This window comes from Paenibacillus sp. FSL L8-0502, from assembly GCF_038593055.1.
Lineage (GTDB): Bacteria > Bacillota > Bacilli > Paenibacillales > Paenibacillaceae > Paenibacillus > Paenibacillus polymyxa_D.
The window spans coordinates 2,422,040-2,443,745 of sequence record NZ_CP151958.1; the positions used below are offsets into that span (position 1 = coordinate 2,422,040).

Here is a 21,706-nt window from a genome sequence, read left to right on the forward strand (position 1 = left end):
GTTCGTAGTGAGATGGGAAGCGAGGTGTATCCCGTTTGTCTTCCTTGGGAGGAAGAGAGCACGATGTATTTAATTAAATGGATTTTCACTACCGTCAGGCGCGAAATTGAAATAGCACTGCGCCCTTTGGGGCTCACCTCCCCACAATCGCAGACGCTCTATATACTGGCGATGTCGCCTGGAGTCACCAATACGGATTTGGAAAAGCTATTGCTTATTGATAAATCAAGCGTTACTAGCCTGGTTAACGGGATCGTTAAGAAAAACTGGGCAGTACGCAAAAGTCACCCGGAAGATGCACGCATGAAGCAAATCTATTTGACTGAGGAAGGCTTGAAGATTCACAAGGTAGCTGAACGTACTATTGAGGCAATTAAAAGCTCGGTAGGGGAAACGTTATCTGTCGGAGAATCGGAGACGCTGCGCGGCCTGCTTAAAAAAATTCTCCGCGACTACCACCCTGCGGACGCCCGTGCATGAGCGAATATATAGAGATTTTACCCGGATAGGGGTATTCAAAAGCAGTGAATTACGATCTTAGATAAGAGGTTTACAGGAGAGGGAGACAACCAAATGATAAATGAACAAACTTATCCGAATGCGGATAAGCTTATGCGTGTGCTAGCTTTCTCACTTGTTTTTTCAGTGATGAACGCTTTTATGTTTAATGTCGTTATGCCTGTGATTCGAGAGGAGTTTCATATTAGTGCTTCCGATGTAAGTTGGTTGCTGACTGGCTATATGATCGTGTATGCGGTTGGCTCGGTGACCTACGGCAAATTGGCAGATAAATATCGTCTTAAGGATTTGCTGACGTTTGGGATTATCTTTTTTGCACTGGGTTCGCTTATTGGACTGTTGGCCAATCAATTTTGGATGCTCATTGTAGCTCGTTTGCTTCAGGCTGCAGGGGCTGCTGTTATTCCGGCCACTGCTATGATCGTCCCAGTCCGTTATTTCTCGGCTGAAAAAAGAGGACGTGCTTTGGGCGTCACAGCAATCGGCTTGGCGTTAGGTACTGCACTGGCTCCGATTATTTCCGGTTTGATCACAGGCTTTGCAAGCTGGCGTTTTTTGTTCGTCATTTCCATGCTGCCACTGATCGCATTGCCGTTCTTTCGTAAATATTTGGACGATCAGCGTGGAGAGGATCAGAAGTTCGATTTTCTTGGTGGATTATTGCTGGGTGGAACAGTAGCCTTCTTATTACTTTCGATTTCGCAAACCAATATGATGTTTTTTCTGGTCGGTATGGTGCTGTTTGCACTGTTTATATGGCGCATTAACACTGCACATGACCCATTCATCCAGCCGAAGCTGTTCCGTAACAAACAATATTCATACGGGCTCCTTATCGCTTTTTTAGGGACGGGGATTAGCTTTGGATTGCCGTACTTGGCACCGCAGTTTCTGAACAGTCTCAATCAGCTTACGCCCGCAATAATTGGACTGGTTATGTTTCCGGCTGCTATTGCTTCGGCTCTATTGGGTAAAAGAGGGGGGCGTTTGGCGGATAGCAAAGGAAATTCGTTTCTCGTCTATACAGCTGTATCGCTTTTGTTTATTTGTTTTATCAGCTTGTCTACGTTTGTGGGTGCGTCTCCGTATCTGATTTTGTTTTTGCTTATTTTCGGAAACGTAGGTCAGACCTTCATGCAAATTGCCATGTCCAACACGATTTCTCGTACCTTGTCGAAAGACCAGATTGGTGTTGGAATGGGGCTGCTATCTCTGCTGAATTTCATTGCCGGAGCGATTACGACAAGTATCTTGGGCAAAACGCTAGATAGTTCGTCGTCCTTTCATCTGAATCCTGTCGTATCTAATGTGCAGGTGTTCAACTTTAGCAATATTTTTACGGTGCTTGCACTGATTGCGCTTGTGACGATGGGACTTTATGCGTTGCAATTCCGAAGGGGTCCACGCGGTAATACGCCTGCTGTTGAACAAGGATAAACATTTGATGTAACCTCATGCCAAAACAAGGGTATAATATAGAAGGAAAAGTTCATCTATGGAAGGACGGAGTGTCCGGCATGACAAGAAACCTTCAATATGTACCCTATGGTTATGAGCCTCCGATCGAGACGCATAAAGGGACCATGGTCTACTATGATACGTTCGAGCAGATTACAGCCAGAGAGCTGGAGCTTTTTGCCGAAACGGGGGCTGCATTATCTTTTACAAAGCTGGTGCTGTATCCGCTGCATGAAGAAACCGTCAGAAGAATGTGGAAGCAGCCGGTACGTTCGTATTACAAGCGGGTGGACGAGCTGGGAGAGTGGCAGCGGGAGCAGGCTTTGAGTGCTGTTGTCATTGAGAGCTGGGAAGGTAAGCGTAAAAAGTATACGCCGATTGAAGCAGCTATTCGTTTTTTGGCGGAAAAGTATACGACCCCACTTTTTTTGTACATGAGTCCTGAAATGGCAAATTTGTGCGCTTCCTATGCATCGTTTGGAGAATGGATTAGAAATGTCAGATTGGTGCTTTCGAGCGAACCACTACAACTTCATCCGAAGCTTGCACAGTACCGTAATCGCTGGAACACGGTAGAAGAAGCGATAAACCGTGACTCTAAGGTTGACAAAGCGGAGCATGAATTATAGAATAAAACTAATCGTAAAAATTACTATTGTAATTGTATACCATGTATTCCAATTAAGGAGGAAGAGAAATGCGCGTAATTGTTACCTTGGCATGCACCGAATCCGGTGACCGCAACTATACAACAACTAAGAACAAAAGAAATCATCCGGACCGTCTTGAAATGAAAAAATACTCTCCGCGTCTGAAAAAGTACACGATCCATCGTGAAACTAGATAATTTGAGGCCTGCTGTATAGCAACCTGAATTATCCTGCTTCCTGAGCGAAGCCTGTTAAGTTTGCAAAAGCCTGCGTTATGGAACCGGCGAAAACTTGAATTAGTCCAGTGGACAGAGCGTCTAAAGTTAAAGCTTGCATCTAAGAGAACGGCTTTTTTTTACGGCTGAATGATAGATGCTGAGCTACATGGCACGCTTTGCCTTTTGAATCGAAAGCACGTGGCTACCGACTTCTCCTGTGCTGGTGTCAGCATTTGGGACGAGCCGGAGGACCATTCACTATATGCTTATATAACGATGAAGGCTGACGAAAGATCCGGAGCGTTCGTGCAATGGGCGATGCGATATATGCGGCATCGTTTGCTTGTCGTTTACGAGCTTGAGCGCAACCGTTATGATCTGTCGTCTTTTTTTCTGGGACATAACCGTTCCTTTTGCCAACTGATGGAGTATTGCGCCAGTACGTTTGAGTTTGAAACTAAAACTACATGAAAGATTAGGTGAAACTAATGAAAAAAGATATTCATCCAACATTGAACAAAGTTATCTTTTTGGACCCTAGCTGTGGATTTACTTTCCTGAGTGCTTCTACTAAATATTCGCAAGAAACGATGGAATGGGAAGATGGTAACACATACCCAGTTATCCGTGTAGATACTAGCTCCGCTTCCCACCCGTTCTTCACTGGTAAACAAAGAAACGTGGATATCGGTGGTCGTGTGGATCGCTTTAACAAAAAATATAACCTTAAGTAAGAACAGTCGAGCGTTGTGTTCATGGATTATGCTCATAATCCGTGAATATCGCTTTTTAAAAACCTCCTGCATCTGCAGGAGGTTTTTTTGTCTTAATTTAGACCTGTTATTTATAGCGAAATGAAGCACTGTTCCCATTGGTCGGTAATGGATGCTTTGTCGAGTTGCTCCCCAATGAGCGTGACATATCCCTGACTCACGGGAAGTGCAGTCGGCTGCCACTCCAAGTGATTTCCTGAAAATTGCAAAAGCATTGTCCCTTCCTGAGGAAGCACGCAATAACCTTTCGCTCGAAGCAGAGAGGAGCCTAGCCCGGTCAGAAAGCGCTCCAATCGTTGTTTTTCGAGTGGCTGAGGAGAATATTGATGCAGCGTTAAGCTCTCCAAATGGGAAAACGAGTGGGTCTGGTTGGGATCGTGGCTGTGGCTATGACTGTGTGCAGAAATAACTTTGAACGGCGTACTTATAGAGGTAATACTGGGTCGTCCGGAACTTTTGACGGGAATGGGGACAGACAGTGCATCTGCATCAGTGGGCTGGACCTGTGCAGGTGCTGGTTGAGGTGTCTGTACAGGTTTCGCGGCAACGGATGTGGAGGCCAGAACAGGCTCTAGCAGTGGTTCAAGGTCAACCCGGCTATATTCAGTAGTTTGCAGCTTGGCCGTATCGTTGAGCTTGCGGATGCTTTTGACGACCTTCGTCACTTCACGGCTGCTTGCTGCATCCGTCTTGTTCACCACAATGAAGTCTGCGGTGCGCAGTTGTCCGTGCAGGGTGCGAACCAGTTCTTTATCAGCCGTAAAACGGCTATTGTATTCATGGAACAGCTCAGCATCCACAACACTGATGCTGTGAACCAGATAAAGCTGATCTGCCAGTAGAGGGGAGCGAAGCTCCTCCAGTACTTGTTCGGGGTTGGCTACCCCGGTGGTCTCCATGAAGATCAGATCTGGCTCCTGGCTGAGCAGGGTATGCAAAGCCCCTGCCAGTTCATTTCTTTTGCTGCAACAAATGCAGCCTTCTAGCAATCCTTCTACTGTTACGTCAGGCATTTCCTCTGAAATTATAGCGCTGTCTACATTATATTCACCCATTTCGTTCATTAAAACAACAGCACGAAGGGGAATTTGGCGGGTATGGGCTAACAGGCGCAAAAGCAGTGTTGTTTTGCCGCTTCCAAGAAAACCACTGATTAAAATAACAGGAACTTTGTTCATCATTTTTCCTCCTTGGCGGGGTTAGTGTGTTGTGTTCAAGCGATCAAAGGTAGCTACCGAGTCTGCTTGGGTATAGACATAAGGGGATTCTGGCTGCTCGACAGCGGTTATTTTTTCGGATCGAATTTCAAGTACGGGAGCGTTTCCCTTTTGTGCGGTATGCAGTGTTCCTTCAATGGTCACCCAGGTATCCTTGTCAAAGGACGGGGCTTTCTGGGATTGGACGATGATCCCGAAGGGCATGGCATCGGCAGTACAGCACATGACGAGGAATCTTCCTACTGCAAAAAGCCCTTTACCCGGCAGATTGTCGTCTTTATACACAAAGCCAGTCACCTGTACTTTTTTTCCTTCAAAAGCTTGTTTATATAATTCAATGGCTCCAATAGTTTCGGAAAAAATCTCTGGCTTGATCTGTATGATAGGTTGCTGATACAGGCGTTTCGCCAGTTCGGCGAATTCCGCATTGTACTTATCAGGCGGAACGAACAGCTTATCCAGCGTTTCCTGACTCCATTTCCCCTCTGGAGGGGGCGAAGTGGGGACAGAAGATGCAGTTGATAAAAGGGAGGAGGTGGATGCTTTCGTGGTCTGTGTATCTGTTTTCCGTCGGATGTCCGGGTTGGGATACGTGAAGGACATGCCTTTTTTGGCGGCCATATCACTACCAAGTGCCTGATTGGGCAGCAAAGAACCGAATAGGAGCGGAATGAGCAGCATTCCATATACGAGTGTTTTTTTGAACCAGCTTTGCGGCAACGGGTGCTCACAATCACATACATCCTCACCGTCCCGCCCCCCAACGATTCCGTGCCATGCCATCGCCAATGCGATGAACAAGAGGGGTACAGGACAGAGTAGGAGTAGCTTTTGCATATGGGGAGCTAGGTAGTAATGAAGTGCATTCGTGCGGCTTAATGAGATGATGTATACAGCCAATCCGATCATGAGCAAGGAGCGAATGCCATATTGCCAGCGGATGCTAAAGGTTGAATTCACGTTTGTATTCACCTCCCCAATAACCATTCAGCAGCTATAGAACCCACTAGAACAAGTGAAACAATGAGCAAGGCCAGGATGGCGACAAATTTGGTGCGGAAGGTGCTTAGTAGCATGAGCGTGCCTTTGAAATCTAGCATCGGACCAAGTACAAGAAAGGCCGCCAGTGGACCCAGTGTAAAGGTATGTGAAAAAGCAGTGGCTACAAAGGCATCAGAGGTGGAACACAGCGACAGTATGTAGGCAAAACCCATCATAAAGGCGTACGATCCGACCGTTCCTTCACTTAACGAAAGCATCTCATTACGTGGGATGAAGGTTTGGATGCAGGCTGTCAATAATGCGCCGATAATGAGATATTTACTCATGTCCAAAAACTCGTCCCCAGCATGTACAAAAAATCCCCGCCATGTGCGATTATGCCGATGAGTCTGATTGTTCTGCTTTTGCTGGTTAAAAGAGAGTAACGACCGTTTGAGCGGATGTACTCGCACAAAGGCATACACGATCAGTCCGATGATCGCGGAAACGGTAAAAGCCAAACCCGTTCGAACGGCAGTGACCTCGGGATGGGAAGGGAAAGCCATCATCGTCGCAGCCAGTACCACGGGATTGATAATGGGCCCGCTTAAAATAAAAGTGATACCCATATAGGCAGGCATTCCCTTGAGCATTAATTGGCGAACGACAGGGATCATGCCGCATTCACAGATGGGAAACAGTATACCTAGTAAGGAGGCCAGCAGGACACCCGGTACAGGATGTGCAGGCGCTATTTTGCGAATCCATGTCTCCGGTACAAGCCACTGCAAAAGGGATGAGACGAGCACACCGATCAGGAGAAACGGAACAGCTTCCAGAAAAATACCCATAAATACCGTTTTTAATGGCTGCAGCTGCCCCATATCTAACAAACGAAGCCACTGGGGAGATAGCGTGACAAGCACAGGGATGAGAAAGGCAAACGGAATCATAAAAGGCAGCATCTTCAACAGCGTACTGTTTTTCATTCCACGTCTCCTTGGGAATAAGGGTTCTTATCTACAGCCTATGCCTGTAAGGGGACAATCATGCCCGCCGGATTGTGTGTGAATCACCTCCCTATATTGACAAATCTGAGCATGCTCATATATATTTATACTCATTAATAGTAATTATTACGATTAAAATCCGATAAATGATTGCAAGAAGGAAATTTTTAAGGTACGATCCATATTAAATGTTGCAAAGACAAGGAGGGGTTATATGATACCGATTGTTGTTTTATCCGGTTTTTTGGGTAGCGGTAAAACCACTCTTCTTCAGCATGCGCTGGCTTACTACAAGGAAAAGGGTCTCAAGCCAGCCATTTTGATGAATGAGTTGGGTGATGTTAATCTGGACGGTAGTTTGGTGAATGGACAAGCACCCATGAAGGAAATGCTCAGTGGCTGTATATGCTGTACCATTCGCGGGGACTTGGGCGTCGAGCTCATGAATCTTGCTGAGGAATATAAGCCGGACGTGATTATTGTAGAATGTACCGGAGTGGCTAACCCGATGGAGATTGTAGATGCAGTGACAGACGCCTCAATTTATTCTACTATGATATTACAATCCGTTATCACGGTCATAGACGCGCGTCAATTTTTGGATTTTGCCTCGGGGAACGAGAGAAGCAAATCGCTTCGTTTGATGCAGGATCAGCTTCGATGCGCTTCCAAACTGATTATTAACAAGACCGATTTATTGGCTGCGGGCGAGTTACAGAAAGTACAGGCCCTCGTAAAAGAGTTAAATCCATATGTTTTGACTGTGAGCACGCAACGAAGTGACGTGGACGCTGGAATTTTTTTCTCCACTCAAGGAGAGGAGCGTATGGATGTTTCGCGACATAAGGAATCCGCAGTTGATATTGAGAGTGAACATCCTCATTTGGAAAATCATCTGCACACGTATGACCATGATGACCATACAGATCATCAGTCTCATGACCATGACCACGAACACGAACATGGGGAGCATTATCATTCCTACGACCATGTAGTTGTTCACACGCATTTTTTTGGACAACCTGTGCCACGCTACGAGTTTGAACAGTTGTTCCGCAGTTTGCCAGCTGAAATTTATCGGGCCAAAGGAATTGTGCGGTTTCTGGAATCAGAGGGTCAGATGATGTTTCAATTTGCCTATCGGGAGATGGAAATCATTCCGATCCGCCCGCAAAAGCCAGTGAACGATGTAGCGGTGGTCATGGGTGAGAATTTCTCTGCTTCCGCGGTCGAGGAACAATTGAGAAAGCTGGAAGCGGCCGAAAAGCCATTGAGTAATTCATGACTTCGAGAACGAGTCACCTTAATCCATCAAGACCTAATCCATCGCAACATCATTCTCGTGCACACCTAGCGGGCAAGCCTACTTGGGGATTTACAACAATTCTGCTGCTGACTGCTGGGCTGTTGCTTTCGGTCACACTCGCGGTCATGCTGGGCCCTGTAGCTGTCGCACCGGGGACGATATGGCGAATTGCACTGTCCCATCTTCCCTGGCTGGACCAGTGGATACCCGTGACATGGACCAAGCCTGAGCAATATATCGTTTGGGAAATCCGCTTTCCGCGCGTGTTGTTAGGTGTTGTCGTAGGAGCAGGACTTGCTGTTACAGGGGCGACTATACAGGCATTAATTCGTAATTCGTTAGCGGATCCCTATATTTTAGGAGTCTCGTCTGGGGCTTCGGTGACAGCCACATTGGTAATTGTGTTCGGAGCTTTCGGATTTTTAGGACGACTTGCGCTGCCTTTATCTGCTTTTATAGGATCGTTAACTGCAATGCTTATGGTGTTCGCGTTAGCACGTGTGGCTGGGAGCATATCGACGACCCGCTTATTGCTGGCAGGGGTGGCGGTGTCTATGATGCTGTCGGCTGTGACTAGCTTTATCGTGACGATGGCCCCGAATGAAAAAGGCATTCGTGACGCGATGTATTGGATGATGGGAAGTCTGGCAGGTGCTCAATGGGACACGCTTTTCATTCCAAGCCTTATTGTAGTCGTTGGAACGGCTGTGCTTCTGACCCGATACCGGTCGCTGAATGCTTTGCTAACGGGTGAAGAGACCGCAGTAACGCTTGGTGTGAACGTACAGGCGTTCCGCGTATTACTGGTTGTGGTGGCGTCTCTTTTAACCGGGGCAGTCGTATCTGTGAGTGGCTCGATTGGCTTTGTCGGACTTATGATTCCGCACATCGTTAGACTGATAGTGGGATCAGATCATCGGCGTGTACTGCCCGTCAGTCTGTTAGCAGGAGCTATTTTTGTCGTGTGGGCTGATGTATGTGCCCGGCTTGTGCTGGCTCCACAGGAGCTGCCGATTGGTATTGTGACGGCTGTGTGCGGAGGACCTTTTTTTGTGTGGCTGCTGCGTCGTAGTTCCTACTCGTTTGGAGGCGAAAAATGAATATAGAAGTCGAATGTGTGACCTTCAGTATTCACGACAAACGGCTGATCGACGACATCTGTCTCCAGGTAAAAGCAGGGGAACTAGTCGGATTGATCGGTCCGAATGGTAGCGGGAAGTCGACGTTGCTCAAAAATATGTATCGTGTGCTAAAGCCTGACAGTGGTGTGGTTACGTTGGATGGCCAGGATATGCTACGGATGAAGTATAAAGAGACAGCCCGACAAATGGCAGTGGTGAGTCAGGATACGCCGCAAACGTTTGATTTTTCAGTACGGGACATCGTCCTGATGGGTCGCCATCCGCATAAGAAACTGTTGGAAGCAGATACTGTCGTCGATCATGAACTGGTCGAGCAGGCGCTGGAGCGGGTAGGCATGAATGCTCAGGCAGATCAGGGCTTTGCCACCTTATCCGGCGGCGAAAAGCAACGGGTATTGATCGCCAGAGCTTTGGCCGGGCAGGCGAAATTTCTTGTTTTGGATGAGCCGACGAATCATCTGGACATCCGGTATCAGCTGCAAATTCTGGATTTGGTCAAAACACTTCGGATAACTACGCTAGCTGCACTGCATGATTTGAATTTAGCGGCATTTTATTGCGATCGAATGTATGTATTAAAAGAAGGCAAAGTGGTAGCCTCCGGCATAACAGAGGATGTGCTTCAGCCAGACCTGCTGTGGAGTGTATTCGGGGTCGAGACAGAAATCTGCATTCATCCAAAAACCGGAAAGCCGAATATTACCTTCTTACCGGATTCTCTCAGGAGAGGAGGCCATCCATGATGTTAACAGAAAAGGCGATACGATGAGGTAAGATTAACTACAAATAAAAGAGGAGACGGTACATATGAAAAGATATAGCAGGCCCGCGTTACCGCTGGTTATGCTCGCTTTGGCAATGATGCTGTTGTTATCAGCCTGTGCAGCAGGAAACACGGCCCAAACAAGCGATCCATCCGCAAACGGGCAGCAACCTGCCGCATCCCAATCAGCAACCAAGGAGACGTCGGTAGAGCTTGAGAACATGGGCGTTAAAATGGCATTTCCCGAGGAGCCTAAACGCGCGGTTACACTGAACCAGCACGCGACTGAGGTTATGCTGGCTCTTGGACTGGAATCCTCTATGGTAGGAACTGCGTATCTGGATGATCAGATTTTGCCAAAATATAAGGCTCAATATGACAAAATCCCGGTACTGGCCGAACAATATCCGTCCAAAGAGGTGTTTATGGCCGCTGCACCGGATTTTGCCTATGCGGGCTGGAAGAGTGCCTTTAATGATAAAAATCTGGGTTCCCGTGAGGAGCTAGCCAAACAAGGGGTGCTGACCTATATACAGGAGTCCTCAAATAAGTCGGGCCCCACATTAGAAGATGTATATCAGGATATACTAAATATTGGGCGTATTTTTAGGGTTGAGGAGCGTGCAGAAAAGCTGGTAAATGAAATGCGTGAACAAGTGCAGTCCATTCAGACTCAAATTGGTGTTGTTGAACAGGCACCCAAGGTGTTTGTTTATGACAGCGGAGAAGACAAGCCCTTTACGGCTGCCAACAATTATCTAACGTCTTTGATTGAAAGTGTGAAGGCGAAAAATATTTTTGATGATATCGACAAAAGTTTTACTGAGGTAAGCTGGGAAGAGGTCGTAAACCGTAATCCTGACGTCATTGTCATTCTCGACTATGGAGATACTTCACTGGCGGATAAAGAGAAACTGCTTCTGAACAAGCCTGCGCTGGCTGGTGTGGAAGCGATCAAAAACAAACGGTTTATAGTCCTGCCATTATCCGCAGCGGCTGAAGGCGTGCGCGCTCCGATCGCGTTGAAAACCTTGGCTGCAGGCTTGTACCCGGACAAAGTGAAGTAAACAAACAAAAGAGTTGCCAAAACATTGACGAACCTTGCCTAAACTGTTAAACTTGCTAATGCGTAAAGGTTACGTTTATCAAACGCCTATTTTTTTATTACCAAATCGTAATAATTACGATAGATGGTTTAATGATCATAAACGACCTGGAGAATCTGCGCAAAGGATGATTGCTCAGATGGCTCCAGGCTTTTTAAAGGAAAAGGAGATTTGCGTCATGTTATTGGCCTCATTGGAACAGGTCACATTTGGCTACGGAGATGTTCCTAACTTGGTGGATGCCAATGTTGAAATTTTTTCGGGAGAATTTGTAGCCATTACCGGACCGAATGGTGCTTCCAAGTCAACCATGCTCAAACTGTTGCTCGGCTTGCTTCAGCCTTGGAAGGGCAAGGTATTCATGTCTAATCGTACAGGTGAAGGCAAAAAGCTCGTTGTTGGATTTGTATCCCAACAAATTGCCGCCTTCAATGGCGGATTTCCAAGTACGATTTTGGAATTTGTCCGTTCAGGAAGATATACTCATGGCTCTTGGTTACGCCGTATGCGGTCTGAGGATCATGATCTGACGGAGCAGGCGCTGCGTCAGGTAGGCATGTGGGATTTGCGTCACCGTAAAATCGGCGAATTGTCCGGTGGACAGAAGCAGCGTATTTGTGTGGCAAGAGCGCTCGCTCAGGAATCGGATTTGCTCATTTTGGATGAGCCTACGACCGGAATGGATCAGGAAAGCCGCTACCACTTCTACGATCTGATGAATCAACAGGTTAAGGAATATGGAAGAACCGTGGTCATGGTGACCCATGGACTATCGGAAGTGCAACATTATCTGGATCGAATTATTGAGCTTGAGAGGAAGGAAGATGGCGGATGGAAATGTTGCACTACGACTTCATGCAGCGGGCATTTTGTGCCGGTGGGGTAATTGCACTGCTGGCCTCGGTGCTTGGAGTATACTTGATGCTACGGCGTCAGGCTCTCATGGCGGACATGCTATCGCATGTATCGCTGGCAGGGGTGGCAGCAGGTGCCTATTTAGGCATTAACCCGACGATAACCGGATTTATTGTTGCCGTAATCGGCGCGATTATCGTTGAGTACGTCCGCAGGTCTTATAAAACATATAGTGAGATATCTGTGGCTATTATTATGGTAGGTGGCCTCTCGACGGCCGTTATTTTAATGAATCTGAATCAGAGCATCAACAAAGGATTTTCCGCTTATTTATTTGGTTCGGTAGTAGCTGTCAATCAGACAGAGCTGATGTTGATGATCGTTGTGGCTGTGATCGGAGGTATTTTCTTTTTCGTGTTTCGGCGCCCTTTGTATCAGATTACTTTTGATGAAGAAACGGCGAAGACCAACGGTCTTCCTGTCAAGTCCATCTCATTTGCATTTAGTATTTTAACAGGGATGATTGTAGCTGCTGCAATGCCGATTGTCGGTGTGCTGCTTGTCTCCTCACTCATCGTGCTCCCTGCAGCGCTGGCGATTCGAATTGCACCGAGCTTCGCGGCAGCCATCTGGATATCTATGGTCACTGCATTGATCGGCGTATTTATGGGTTTAACGGCATCGTATGAACTTAGTACACCCCCAGGGGGGACAATTGCCATGGTGCTGTTATTATTCCTGATTGTAGGAGTTGGTATACAAAAGCTGGTCCGCAAGCTGGGCAAGCAACAGGCTTCGCGACGGCAGAATGCGGCAGGTCAGTGAGTGTAATTACAGTGAGAATAACTAAAAAATCTAACGGATAAAGGAGTAATGAATATGAATACATGGTTCAAAAAATCATTTGTATTGTCTGCGGGACTAGCACTTATTTTGTCTGGCTGCGGAGCCAAATCTGATAATACAGCTACAAACGCTTCCCAAACCGAGCCGAATGCGGCACAAACAGCAGACAAGCTGAATGTGGTCACCACTTTTTATCCAATGTATGAATTTACCAAGCAAGTTGCTGGAGACCATGCTAACGTAACCGCGTTGATTCCAGCTGGTGCCGAGCCGCATGACTGGGAACCGAGCGCCAAAGATATGGCACAGGTAAAGGATGCTGACGTGTTTGTTTATAACGGTATCGTCGAAGGCTGGGCAGAACAGGCTTTGAGTAGCGCGTCCAACGATAAGCGTGTTGTAGTTGAAGCGAGCAAAGGGTTAAACCTGATGGAAGGCACCGCTGAGGAGGAAGAAGGAGAAGAAGCACATGCAGAGGAAGGCCATGATCACGATCATGTGATGGACCCTCATGTATGGCTTAATCCAGTCTTGGCCCAAAAAGAAGTGGAGTCCATTGAAGCAGGGCTTGTAGCAGCCGATCCAGCAAACAAAGCTGATTATGAGAAAAACGCTGATGCTTATATCGCCAAGCTGAAAGAGCTGGATACCGAGTTCAAAACAGGTCTGAAAGATGTAAAACGTAAAGACTTTATTACGCAGCATGCTGCTTTTGGTTATTTAGCTAAGCAATATGGTCTGACCCAAGTACCCATTGCCGGATTATCTCCAGAGCAAGAGCCTACACCGGACAAGCTGGCGGGTATTATCAAATTCGCTAAAGAAAATAATGTGAAAACGATTTTCTTCGAAACTCTTGTTGATCCGAAGGTCGCTGAGACCGTAGCTACTGAAATCGGTTCAAAAACCGATGTACTGAATCCGCTCGAAGGATTGACGGATGAAGACAAACAGAAGAACCTGGATTACCTTGGTGTGATGAAAAACAATCTGGAGGCTTTGAAAAAAGCTCTGAATGAATAAGAAATGCTAAACGAATAAGTTTATAAACTGAGGTCGGAATGATACCGACCTCAGTTTTTTTTATAACTATCCAAGAAGATTGTGCTTTTATGGCTAGTGCTCAAGATACAGTAGATATATAGTCCTTTGTAATTTGCTTTTCAGAAATGATTTACGTCATTGTGAAACGTTTTTTTGAAAACTAATTCTGTAGTAGCTAGTTTCAAATTTCTTTTATAATTCATTGGTAGCGTTTTTATTTTTACAGATTCTTTCTATTAATATTACCAGTTTATTCACCGATATTGAAGTTTGGGCGTGCATATCATTTGACAACGGATTGGAGAGATTAATTTGGCAGCAGTTATAGTAGTGGATGATTCTTTGTTTATGCGTTCTGTGCTTAAAGATATTCTTTTGGATTTAGGTCACGCTGTTATTGCGGAAGCAGAAAACGGGTATGATGCTGTTTTGAAATACGCACACTTTCGTCCCGATTTAATCACCATGGATATTAATATGCCTAAGATGGACGGGCTTGAGGCTGTTAAAAAGATCATAGAACTTGATCCCCAAGCCAACATTTTGATGTGTTCTGCTTTGGGGCAGCAGGAAGCGATTATAAAAGCATTTCAGGCAGGTGCAAAAGACTTTATTGTTAAGCCATTTGAGATGGAAAGGGTCGTGAATGCAGTCACAAAATTGCTTGATAGTTAATGAATCAAGATTTTTAATACATAATTATTGAACATGTAGAAGCAGGAATTCCATGCTTATTTTCACGAATATGGAGATGAATAGGATGAGCAATCGAGTGTTGTCTCAAAAAGTATTTATAGACGAACTGATCGCTACGATCAAGAAAGGAGGGCTTGTCCCTGTAAATTATGAACAACTCGTCAGCGAACAAAGAGAAAGAATGGATGCTCTTAACAATGAACTCACCCTTCGAATTGAGGGATTAGAGACAGATTTGATCTCTGCTTCGACATATTCCATTCCTTTTGCCAATGGCGAAATTATGTTTCTTGCTCGCTATATTGTACTCATTGGGGATCATACCGAGGGATACTTTGTGTTCTATCGAGCAGAAGACTGTGAAAGCCCAGAGGAATATCAGTTTTTAACAAGCTCTTATCAACTTCCCCATTTATTACTTGAATTATCTCTTTCTTTAAAAGAACATGGTACTAATGAGCCGCTTGATATTCTCACTTATTGGAATGGCCCTGTCCATCCTCTGAAAGATTTGAATAAAGAAGATATTAAGCTATCCACTTATGAATTTTAATTCCCTTGAGAGAGTCAAATCCCTCAGGGGATTTTTTTACATTGATAATCAAACGCATGTTCGCATATAATACAAACAAACGTTCTGATAAGGAGTGAAGGATCATGTTGGAAAAATACGTGGGGCAGATCGTGGAAATCGTGTATTTGGATCGGAAGGGCAAACTGTCTCATCGGCGTATTGAGGTGCATCGTGTGCAGAATGGCTTGATACGAGCCACCTGTTTACAGACAGGCCAGCCACGTGTTTTTCGATTAGATCATGTATTGGCATGGCATCCGGTAACCAGAACAGCATAGGAGGGGCTTACGATGGGGAAAAAGCTTGAAGGAAATGGCATATGGGAAAGCTCGCGCATGATTTTGCCTGAGCATCGGGAGGCATATTTAAGACTGATGAAGGAGCAAGGAAGGCGCGGCAAGCCGACACTGGACGATCAGGAAATGCAGCAGATTGAACAGGCCATCATCGTATCCTATAACGAACGTAAGCCTATTACGCTAAAAGTGTTCAATCCATTTGATGATGAGGAGCTGCGTGGACTGGTCACGGTGATTAATACAAGTCGGCGAGAAGTGAAGCTGTCCCGTGGGGAAGAGGATTTTAGCTGGATTAAGTTGGAGGAAATTATCGAGGCGGATATATAAAAACAGTCTGACTAAGTCGGAGTGTTTTTTACATTTGTCCCGCCGTTTTTTAAAATAAGATTGTAGCTCTATGAATCCATATTTAAAATGAAACTGTAATTGCAAAAAGGAGGAGTTCAATATGAAAATAAGTAAAAATAATGCTGAACATTATATATGGGGAGATCAATGTGATGGTTGGCGCTTAGTGAAAAATAAGGATTTGAGTATTATTCATGAGCGGATGCCCGGAAATACTCATGAGGTCAGACATTATCATCATCATGCACGCCAATTTTTCTTTATTTTATCAGGTACAGCGGTACTTGAAGTGGATGGTGAACAAATCCAATTAGGATCTCAGGAAGGGTGTGAGGTTCCTCCTATGGTACCTCATCAAATGTTTAATGAAACGAATGAGGATGTTGAATTTTTGGTTATCTCTCAGCCTGCGAGCAGAGGCGATCGGGTTCTGACCGAATAACTTAGAGTATAAAAATAAAACCAGCCTAGCACATATAAATCAAGTGCCGACTGGTTTTTTATCAATAAATGTCCTTAGCATCTGCTGGGAGAGCTTTTACGCGATGGAGATAGTTCGTAACACGTTGATCGTCCAGAGTCGGATATTCGTAACCATAATGGTTCGCTACTTCCAAGGCAACTTCTCTAAATAAATTTCCCATGATCAAAAGAGACTGCCACATATGTTCATAATCTGCATCCGCAAACGTTTGAATGTAGAGCGTCCAAAGTCGAGGCTCAAGATGGTTCTCGAAATATTTTCCCTGCTTTCCCGGATCTGCCGCGAAGTCGGTTCGTATACCAATATGCCATTCCAGCATCAAGTGAAGCGCATCTCTCACAGGCCGATCCAGCATAAATTTGGCATAGGGCAGCTCCTGTCGCCATAACCCTTTAGCTACATAAGTACTGACCCACCAGAACTCGTTGCAGGAATCCGCATAGACTTGGGCAGTTGGAGGTATCGTCTTATAATCTTGAAGACTTGGCGGTGGGAAAGGCTCCACCAGTCCATCTTTATCCAGCAGCAGTACACTTAAGCTGTCTCGGGTACAATTGGCGATGTTATTCGCAGGGTAGAGAGTAAGATCTATGCGATTGCCGTCCGTAAATAACATGAGAAAAGCAAAGCGATCATGGGGCGTCGAAGTAGGTTCCATATGCTCATCGGGCGTCTGCATAATGATCAATTCACCAAAATGGTTGATCCAGCGACGTTCCTGAATAAAGCTGTCCATGGAAGATACGAGAAAGACGATATCATAATCCTGAAAAACGTCTCGTGGAGCATGTGGATTAGCGCGTGAACCATTCATAATCACGGCACGCACCTGTTCGTCCTCTTGAGCAAATTGGAGAATGGTATGCAGCATCTCTTGTTCACTTCTCACTATAGTTGTCTCCACAAGCGGTATCGAAAGGAAAAAAACGTAGATAAGACAGCAGTAGAAATAATGGCCACCAGTTCAATGATCATCAAGAAAAACGACCTCCTGTAGTTCAGTTTATCTGGAAAAAGTCTCCTGTACTTACAATAGCCTATACACAGAAGCTACTCAACTGTACTGCCAAGGCCCTGAAGTAACTTTATTTTTCGTTTTGGTTTCATCATATATTTCTATATAGTTTTGGTCATATAGGGGTGATTCCAAATAAGTCCCTTTCATTTTCGCGATCTACGAAAATACTGAGCATGTATACAGAATTAAGACCTTTATCTAATACACTGGATTTTCTTAATTTCATTTCAGCAAGAGCATTGAGGTACTTTGAATTTCATTTTTGTCTTTTACCAATTGGTCTGTATAGTCTGGCGATTTACTAATGAGAATAGTATTAATCTTGGCTGTATCCATGCGATCCAAAACGACTTTTCTAAAAGAGGTATCCAGATTTACGATATAAACCATTCCGATTATAGCTGCGATCAGAATGATTGCAGACTTAACGATGTAACGATTACGTCTTCTCATAGGCTATATCTCTCCATAGTTGTAGAGTTGATGAGCTTCAAGGCTTGATACCGACTGCAAGCATATGCGGGCTCATACCGATCACAGATTCCTGCTCTTCAACCTGCTGTGCTATATCCAGCAAACGGCTACGATGGGAAGGGATCGCCCACTTCTTTTCAAATCCGGGTGCAATCCAGCCGGGTCCTTCCACGCCCAGTACACGAGGCTTCGGCAATCCAGCCGCCTGCCAGTCTGCACGCAAGGCATCCGATGTATGAAAGTAGGACCGTGTGATAAAAGAGGGATAGGCCGCCGGTCGTACATGCTGACCATCTGTCAGCTCCTGTCTAACCATATTCATGAACTCATCTTCCTCCACAATGGTATTGCGCTCGTCGTACACCGATAGTCCCCACAGTAGCGAGCCAAACCTGGAAATAGCTGAAGTAATCAGCGTTCCGCCCTTCTTTAAGACACGCGCCGCTTCTTGTAGTGCTTTTACTCGTTCCTTCTGTTCCGTTAAATGATATAAAGGTCCCATCAATAGCACGATGTCCGCGCTTTCATCTTTACGATGAAGATTTCTGGCATCCGCGGTTTCCAGCTTACTGATGATGGGGTTATTCAGTTGCTGCTGACGAGCGAATTCAATGGCTTGGGAAGATAGATCAAATAGATGAACTTCGTATCCCAGCTCCGCCAGCCACGAAGAATAGACCCCTACACCGCCGCCGATATCGTAAATAACATGAGTAGACTCGCTGAGATAACGTGAAATGATTTCTTTTGATCTTTCCAGTTCTATTTTTCCTATGCCTCGCTCTAACCTGCCTATTTCTGCACCGCCATCATAATAAGCCAGAATTTCATGCGTATCATTTTCAAGCATAGCGCACCTCATCTCAGGTGATTGGAATAATATAACATTATCACTTACATCATGAACAAGTCTACCGTATTTAGGATAAAGAAATCGTCGGAAGCATTGGGAAAGAAAAAGCTGTTCCCCAGTAGCTAGACCTACTTTTTGGGAACAACCCATATTTAAATGATGTTTGTTTCCAGCATCCCTTCGAGATCTTCTTTGGTGAGATGGTAGTGTGCATTACAAAAGTGGCAATGAGCTTCAGCTTGTCCATCGGTATGGATCATATCTTCTATTTCCTTATTCCCTAAGCTGATAATGGCATTGGTAACACGCTCTTCTGAGCAGGGACAATGAAATTGTACAGGCATGGTTTCCAGTATGTTCAGGTTGCTTTCTCCCAAAATCTGACCCAGAATCTGCTCTGGCGTAAGACCTTCCATGACCATTGCGGAGATGCTTGGAATGCTCTCAATGCGTCTCTCGATAAAACTGATAACTTCCTCCTGCGTATCTGGCATCAGCTGAATAATGAAACCTCCAGCCGCCTGAATAGAGTTATCCGGGTTAACAATAACTCCCGCTCCTACAGAAGAGGGGATTTGTTCGGATTGGACGAGATAAGATGTGAAATCCTCGCCCAGCTCACCCGATATGAGAGGGATTTGTCCAACAAACGGGTGTTTTAAGCCGATATCTTTGGATACAATGAGCGCTCCATCTGTTCCTACAGCTCTGGCGACATCTAATTTCCCTATCTGATTAAGCTCAAAATGGGTTTGTGGATTTTTTACATAACCCCTAACTTCACCTTTGGAGTTGGTATCGACAAGAATAGTGCCGATAGGCCCGCCACCGTTGATTCTGATCGTCAGTTTATCCTCATCTTTAAGCATGGCTCCCAGCATGACGCCGACCGTCATAGAACGTCCCAATGCAGCCGATGCTGTGGGCCAGGTATAATGACGCCGTTGGGCTTCACTTACCGTTTCCGTTGTTCTCACGGCATAAGCCCGTACCTGATTATTGTAGGCAAGAGCTTTTACTAAGTAATCGTTCATGTTCATGTTCCTCTCTGATAATTAGTGTTCTTTACAAGACCATTTTTTCCTGAATCCAGTTCTCCAAAGAAGTAATTTTGGCATCATATCCTTCTTTAAAAAAGTCAGCGGATAGTGACGCGATGGTTTCCCTTTTCAGAACGGCCTTCCAGGAGGCTTCCGCTTCTTCCATCAAATTTGTCAGTAAACAACACTGATCGTCTTTCTTTAATTCAAGCATTTCGTTGTATATACCACTGGAAGAATAAAGGGTTTGTTGTCCCTCAATCGCTAGGTAAATATCAAATACCCGTATATCCTCAGGTTTTTTCTTTAATTTGAACCCGCCCTTGACACCAGGTACAGAAGTAATCAAATCGGAGCTAACCAATTTTCGTAACAGTTTATGAAAATAAGTAGGTGAAGCACCTAACTGCTGGCTAATGGCCTCCCCAGGTAAAACAGCTTTGTCCGGCAGCATCGTGAGTAGAAGAAGAGCGTAGACAGATTGTTCGACACCTGTTTTCATATGCACTAGCAATCACCTCAATATTTATAACCAGGCTAATGTGGATAACCATTATCCACATATTTGCATAATAGATGAGCTTATCATAAAAGTAAACTGATTTTTGATAAAAACTAAAAATTTAAATCATTTGCAATTCATAACGGGACACATTATTATAATTGACGTATCAATTGATAGGTCAAAGAATTAAGGCGTTGAGGGAAATACGTATAATAATATTTTGACAGGGGGTTTATATATAATGACTACGCGGAACGTTGCACTATCTATATTAGATCTTGCACCTGTCATTGAAGGCGGCACTCCTGCCGATTCCTTCCGCGACACGGTGGATCTTGCCCAGCATGCAGAACAATGGGGGTACCATCGGTACTGGCTAACGGAGCATCATAACATGCAGGCAGTTGCTAGTGCAGCTACGTCCGTGATCATCGGGCATGTAGCTGCACATACAAACAAGATTCGGGTCGGTTCAGGCGGTATTATGCTGGCGAACCATGCTCCACTCATGATTGCGGAGCAGTTTGGAACATTAGAGTCGCTCTATCCGGGACGAATTGATCTGGGACTTGGCCGTGCTCCAGGCACGGATCAACCCGCGATGAGGGCACTGCGGCGAGGGCTTCATAGTACTGGGGAAGATTTCCCCGAGCAATTGAATGAGCTGCGTTCTTACCTGAATCCAGCGCTAAGCGGAGCAGTTCCGGGAGTAAGAGCGGTTCCTGGAGAAGGGCTGGACATTCCCATCTGGTTACTGGGATCAAGCGGATTCAGCGCACAGCTGGCAGGTCAGCTTGGGTTGCCGTTCGCGTTCGCCAGCCACTTTGCCCCGGCTCATTTGCTACAGGCTTTAGAGTTGTATCATCGCAATTTTCGACCATCTAAAGCACTGGATAAGCCCTATGTGATGGTCGGTGTTAATGTGCTTGTTGCAGATTCTGATGAGGAAGCGAAAAGGCTCTTTACATCACAAGAACAACAGTTTCTAAATGTGCTGCGCGGGCACAGCGGAGGACTGAAGCCACCAGTTGATGACATGGAGAAACTCTGGAGTGAGCAGGAAAAGGAGGCGGTTCGTGGTAATATGCTGGGGTATTCAGCCATTGGCAGTCCTGACACCGTCAAGCAAAAGATAGATTGGATTATAGACCAGACTAGAGCCAATGAGCTGATTACAACCTCTCAGGTATATGACCATCAAGCGCGCCTGCGCTCGTATGAGCTGCTAGCCAAAGTAATGCGAACAGACGATTAGTTGGTCAAACCATAAGGCCGTGCTGAAAAAGGTTCTCATAACCTGATCTGGCATGGCCTTATTATATTTTAAAGCTTATATTTACGAATCAAATAGGTTGGGGTCCAGCTCCACGCGTGACAGTAGCTGTTGATTAGATAGCTGCCGTAGGGTGAAAAGGCTTTGTTATGGGGATCGTACAACTCTCAGAACGTGTCCGCTCCATTCTGATGGGAGGCATACTGCTTTACCTGCAGGGATGTTATAAAGCCACCCTTCAAAAACCAGTGAGA

General features: G+C 45.5%; 27 protein-coding genes. 19 read left to right on the forward strand and 8 right to left on the reverse strand.

Annotation, left to right across the window (positions count from 1 at the left end):
• The first annotated feature begins 12 nt into the window (after positions 1–12).
• The 6 genes from NSQ57_RS11000 (at position 13) to NSQ57_RS11025 (ending at position 3,579) form a co-directional block, all read left to right on the forward strand.
• On the forward strand, positions 13–480 hold the full coding sequence (locus NSQ57_RS11000; protein ID WP_029519152.1) for a MarR family transcriptional regulator: 468 nt from the start codon (positions 13–15) through the stop codon (positions 478–480).
• A gap of 93 nt (positions 481–573) precedes the next feature.
• Entirely contained in the window at positions 574–1,956 is a 1,383-nt protein-coding gene (locus NSQ57_RS11005; RefSeq protein WP_342426018.1) for an MFS transporter, read from the forward strand.
• An 80-nt stretch (positions 1,957–2,036) separates the two neighbouring features.
• Positions 2,037–2,606: a hypothetical protein gene (locus tag NSQ57_RS11010; protein WP_029519154.1), complete on the forward strand. Its 570-nt coding sequence runs from the start codon at positions 2,037–2,039 to the stop codon at positions 2,604–2,606.
• Between the two features lie 68 nt (positions 2,607–2,674).
• Entirely contained in the window at positions 2,675–2,824 is a 150-nt protein-coding gene (rpmG, locus tag NSQ57_RS11015) for a 50S ribosomal protein L33 (protein WP_013310116.1), read from the forward strand.
• A 204-nt stretch (positions 2,825–3,028) separates the two neighbouring features.
• On the forward strand, positions 3,029–3,316 hold the full coding sequence (locus NSQ57_RS11020; RefSeq protein WP_340885230.1) for a hypothetical protein: 288 nt from the start codon (positions 3,029–3,031) through the stop codon (positions 3,314–3,316).
• A 17-nt stretch (positions 3,317–3,333) separates the two neighbouring features.
• Positions 3,334–3,579, forward strand: coding sequence for a type B 50S ribosomal protein L31 (locus tag NSQ57_RS11025; protein ID WP_013310118.1), 246 nt, complete (start codon positions 3,334–3,336; stop codon positions 3,577–3,579).
• A gap of 110 nt (positions 3,580–3,689) precedes the next feature.
• On the opposite strand, the gene NSQ57_RS11030 is transcribed toward NSQ57_RS11025, so the two are convergent.
• Genes NSQ57_RS11030 through NSQ57_RS11040 form a run of 3 tightly spaced genes read right to left on the reverse strand, consistent with a single transcriptional unit; the run spans position 3,690 to position 6,805 of the window.
• Complete coding sequence (locus NSQ57_RS11030; protein ID WP_049817075.1) at positions 3,690–4,799, reverse strand: CobW family GTP-binding protein; 1,110 nt, start codon at positions 4,797–4,799, stop codon at positions 3,690–3,692.
• A gap of 18 nt (positions 4,800–4,817) precedes the next feature.
• Positions 4,818–5,795: a TIGR03943 family protein gene (locus NSQ57_RS11035; protein ID WP_342426019.1), complete on the reverse strand. Its 978-nt coding sequence runs from the start codon at positions 5,793–5,795 to the stop codon at positions 4,818–4,820.
• A gap of 8 nt (positions 5,796–5,803) precedes the next feature.
• Complete coding sequence (locus NSQ57_RS11040) at positions 5,804–6,805, reverse strand: permease (RefSeq protein WP_342426020.1); 1,002 nt, start codon at positions 6,803–6,805, stop codon at positions 5,804–5,806.
• 235 nt (positions 6,806–7,040) lie between these two features.
• Here NSQ57_RS11040 and NSQ57_RS11045 point away from each other — a divergent pair, with 235 nt between their 5' ends.
• The 12 genes from NSQ57_RS11045 (at position 7,041) to NSQ57_RS11100 (ending at position 16,247) form a co-directional block, all read left to right on the forward strand.
• On the forward strand, positions 7,041–8,111 hold the full coding sequence (locus NSQ57_RS11045) for a CobW family GTP-binding protein (protein ID WP_342426021.1): 1,071 nt from the start codon (positions 7,041–7,043) through the stop codon (positions 8,109–8,111).
• Entirely contained in the window at positions 8,108–9,232 is a 1,125-nt protein-coding gene (locus tag NSQ57_RS11050) for an iron ABC transporter permease (protein ID WP_318626565.1), read from the forward strand. Before NSQ57_RS11045 ends, NSQ57_RS11050 begins: the two co-directional genes overlap by 4 nt.
• A complete protein-coding gene (locus NSQ57_RS11055; RefSeq protein WP_318626564.1) occupies positions 9,229–10,017 on the forward strand; it encodes an ABC transporter ATP-binding protein in 789 nt (262 codons plus the stop codon). The genes NSQ57_RS11050 and NSQ57_RS11055 overlap by 4 nt, the downstream gene beginning before the upstream one ends.
• A 64-nt stretch (positions 10,018–10,081) precedes the next feature.
• Positions 10,082–11,104, forward strand: a complete 1,023-nt coding sequence (locus NSQ57_RS11060; protein ID WP_342426022.1) for an ABC transporter substrate-binding protein — start codon at positions 10,082–10,084, stop codon at positions 11,102–11,104.
• Between the two features lie 217 nt (positions 11,105–11,321).
• Positions 11,322–12,029: a metal ABC transporter ATP-binding protein gene (locus NSQ57_RS11065; protein WP_039273487.1), complete on the forward strand. Its 708-nt coding sequence runs from the start codon at positions 11,322–11,324 to the stop codon at positions 12,027–12,029.
• Positions 11,975–12,823 carry a metal ABC transporter permease gene (locus NSQ57_RS11070; RefSeq protein WP_341039315.1) on the forward strand — a complete coding sequence of 283 codons (849 nt, stop codon included), beginning with the start codon at positions 11,975–11,977 and terminating at the stop codon, positions 12,821–12,823. The genes NSQ57_RS11065 and NSQ57_RS11070 overlap by 55 nt, the downstream gene beginning before the upstream one ends.
• A gap of 54 nt (positions 12,824–12,877) precedes the next feature.
• Positions 12,878–13,867 (forward strand): metal ABC transporter substrate-binding protein, encoded by a 990-nt coding sequence (locus NSQ57_RS11075; protein WP_029519164.1) that lies wholly within the window; start codon positions 12,878–12,880, stop codon positions 13,865–13,867.
• 333 nt (positions 13,868–14,200) lie between these two features.
• Positions 14,201–14,563, forward strand: coding sequence for a response regulator (locus NSQ57_RS11080; protein ID WP_029519165.1), 363 nt, complete (start codon positions 14,201–14,203; stop codon positions 14,561–14,563).
• 85 nt (positions 14,564–14,648) lie between these two features.
• On the forward strand, positions 14,649–15,137 hold the full coding sequence (locus NSQ57_RS11085; RefSeq protein WP_029519166.1) for a hypothetical protein: 489 nt from the start codon (positions 14,649–14,651) through the stop codon (positions 15,135–15,137).
• A 104-nt stretch (positions 15,138–15,241) separates the two neighbouring features.
• On the forward strand, positions 15,242–15,436 hold the full coding sequence (locus tag NSQ57_RS11090; RefSeq protein WP_013310131.1) for a hypothetical protein: 195 nt from the start codon (positions 15,242–15,244) through the stop codon (positions 15,434–15,436).
• Between the two features lie 12 nt (positions 15,437–15,448).
• Complete coding sequence (locus NSQ57_RS11095) at positions 15,449–15,784, forward strand: YolD-like family protein (RefSeq protein ID WP_029519167.1); 336 nt, start codon at positions 15,449–15,451, stop codon at positions 15,782–15,784.
• Between the two features lie 121 nt (positions 15,785–15,905).
• The gene (locus tag NSQ57_RS11100; protein ID WP_069010190.1) at positions 15,906–16,247 is read left to right on the forward strand and encodes a cupin domain-containing protein; all 342 of its coding nucleotides are present in this window, start codon (positions 15,906–15,908) and stop codon (positions 16,245–16,247) included.
• Positions 16,248–16,308: 61 nt separating this feature from the next.
• Here the strand turns inward: NSQ57_RS11100 and NSQ57_RS11105 are convergent, their stop codons facing one another.
• The 5 genes from NSQ57_RS11105 to NSQ57_RS11125 all read right to left on the reverse strand — a co-directional run bounded on the left by NSQ57_RS11105 (position 16,309) and on the right by NSQ57_RS11125 (position 20,176).
• Positions 16,309–17,178, reverse strand: coding sequence for an aminoglycoside 6-adenylyltransferase (locus NSQ57_RS11105; RefSeq protein WP_341039317.1), 870 nt, complete (start codon positions 17,176–17,178; stop codon positions 16,309–16,311).
• 351 nt (positions 17,179–17,529) lie between these two features.
• Complete coding sequence (locus NSQ57_RS11110) at positions 17,530–17,760, reverse strand: hypothetical protein (RefSeq protein WP_029519170.1); 231 nt, start codon at positions 17,758–17,760, stop codon at positions 17,530–17,532.
• A gap of 37 nt (positions 17,761–17,797) precedes the next feature.
• On the reverse strand, positions 17,798–18,631 hold the full coding sequence (locus NSQ57_RS11115) for a class I SAM-dependent methyltransferase (protein ID WP_165147210.1): 834 nt from the start codon (positions 18,629–18,631) through the stop codon (positions 17,798–17,800).
• 155 nt (positions 18,632–18,786) lie between these two features.
• Positions 18,787–19,668: an Hsp33 family molecular chaperone HslO gene (gene hslO, locus NSQ57_RS11120; RefSeq protein WP_318626561.1), complete on the reverse strand. Its 882-nt coding sequence runs from the start codon at positions 19,666–19,668 to the stop codon at positions 18,787–18,789.
• A gap of 31 nt (positions 19,669–19,699) precedes the next feature.
• Positions 19,700–20,176, reverse strand: coding sequence for an Rrf2 family transcriptional regulator (locus NSQ57_RS11125; RefSeq protein WP_080658677.1), 477 nt, complete (start codon positions 20,174–20,176; stop codon positions 19,700–19,702).
• A gap of 244 nt (positions 20,177–20,420) precedes the next feature.
• On the opposite strand from NSQ57_RS11125, the gene NSQ57_RS11130 reads away from it, so the two are divergent.
• The gene (locus NSQ57_RS11130) at positions 20,421–21,434 is read left to right on the forward strand and encodes an LLM class flavin-dependent oxidoreductase (RefSeq protein WP_029519174.1); all 1,014 of its coding nucleotides are present in this window, start codon (positions 20,421–20,423) and stop codon (positions 21,432–21,434) included.
• Positions 21,435–21,706: the final 272 nt, after the last annotated feature.

Coding starts and splice junctions, on each gene's coding strand:
- NSQ57_RS11000 (WP_029519152.1), top strand. CDS start 13: ATGGGAAGCGAGGTGTATCCCGTTTGTCTTCCTTGGGAGGAAGAGAGC.
- NSQ57_RS11005 (WP_342426018.1), top strand. CDS start 574: ATGATAAATGAACAAACTTATCCGAATGCGGATAAGCTTATGCGTGTG.
- NSQ57_RS11010 (WP_029519154.1), top strand. CDS start 2,037: ATGACAAGAAACCTTCAATATGTACCCTATGGTTATGAGCCTCCGATC.
- rpmG (WP_013310116.1), top strand. CDS start 2,675: ATGCGCGTAATTGTTACCTTGGCATGCACCGAATCCGGTGACCGCAAC.
- NSQ57_RS11025 (WP_013310118.1), top strand. CDS start 3,334: ATGAAAAAAGATATTCATCCAACATTGAACAAAGTTATCTTTTTGGAC.
- NSQ57_RS11030 (WP_049817075.1), bottom strand. CDS start 4,799: ATGATGAACAAAGTTCCTGTTATTTTAATCAGTGGTTTTCTTGGAAGC.
- NSQ57_RS11040 (WP_342426020.1), bottom strand. CDS start 6,805: ATGAAAAACAGTACGCTGTTGAAGATGCTGCCTTTTATGATTCCGTTT.
- NSQ57_RS11045 (WP_342426021.1), top strand. CDS start 7,041: ATGATACCGATTGTTGTTTTATCCGGTTTTTTGGGTAGCGGTAAAACC.
- NSQ57_RS11050 (WP_318626565.1), top strand. CDS start 8,108: ATGACTTCGAGAACGAGTCACCTTAATCCATCAAGACCTAATCCATCG.
- NSQ57_RS11055 (WP_318626564.1), top strand. CDS start 9,229: ATGAATATAGAAGTCGAATGTGTGACCTTCAGTATTCACGACAAACGG.
- NSQ57_RS11060 (WP_342426022.1), top strand. CDS start 10,082: ATGAAAAGATATAGCAGGCCCGCGTTACCGCTGGTTATGCTCGCTTTG.
- NSQ57_RS11065 (WP_039273487.1), top strand. CDS start 11,322: ATGTTATTGGCCTCATTGGAACAGGTCACATTTGGCTACGGAGATGTT.
- NSQ57_RS11070 (WP_341039315.1), top strand. CDS start 11,975: ATGGAAATGTTGCACTACGACTTCATGCAGCGGGCATTTTGTGCCGGT.
- NSQ57_RS11075 (WP_029519164.1), top strand. CDS start 12,878: ATGAATACATGGTTCAAAAAATCATTTGTATTGTCTGCGGGACTAGCA.
- NSQ57_RS11085 (WP_029519166.1), top strand. CDS start 14,649: ATGAGCAATCGAGTGTTGTCTCAAAAAGTATTTATAGACGAACTGATC.
- NSQ57_RS11090 (WP_013310131.1), top strand. CDS start 15,242: ATGTTGGAAAAATACGTGGGGCAGATCGTGGAAATCGTGTATTTGGAT.
- NSQ57_RS11095 (WP_029519167.1), top strand. CDS start 15,449: ATGGGGAAAAAGCTTGAAGGAAATGGCATATGGGAAAGCTCGCGCATG.
- NSQ57_RS11100 (WP_069010190.1), top strand. CDS start 15,906: ATGAAAATAAGTAAAAATAATGCTGAACATTATATATGGGGAGATCAA.
- NSQ57_RS11110 (WP_029519170.1), bottom strand. CDS start 17,760: ATGAGAAGACGTAATCGTTACATCGTTAAGTCTGCAATCATTCTGATC.
- NSQ57_RS11115 (WP_165147210.1), bottom strand. CDS start 18,631: ATGCTTGAAAATGATACGCATGAAATTCTGGCTTATTATGATGGCGGT.
- hslO (WP_318626561.1), bottom strand. CDS start 19,668: ATGAACGATTACTTAGTAAAAGCTCTTGCCTACAATAATCAGGTACGG.
- NSQ57_RS11125 (WP_080658677.1), bottom strand. CDS start 20,176: ATGAAAACAGGTGTCGAACAATCTGTCTACGCTCTTCTTCTACTCACG.
- NSQ57_RS11130 (WP_029519174.1), top strand. CDS start 20,421: ATGACTACGCGGAACGTTGCACTATCTATATTAGATCTTGCACCTGTC.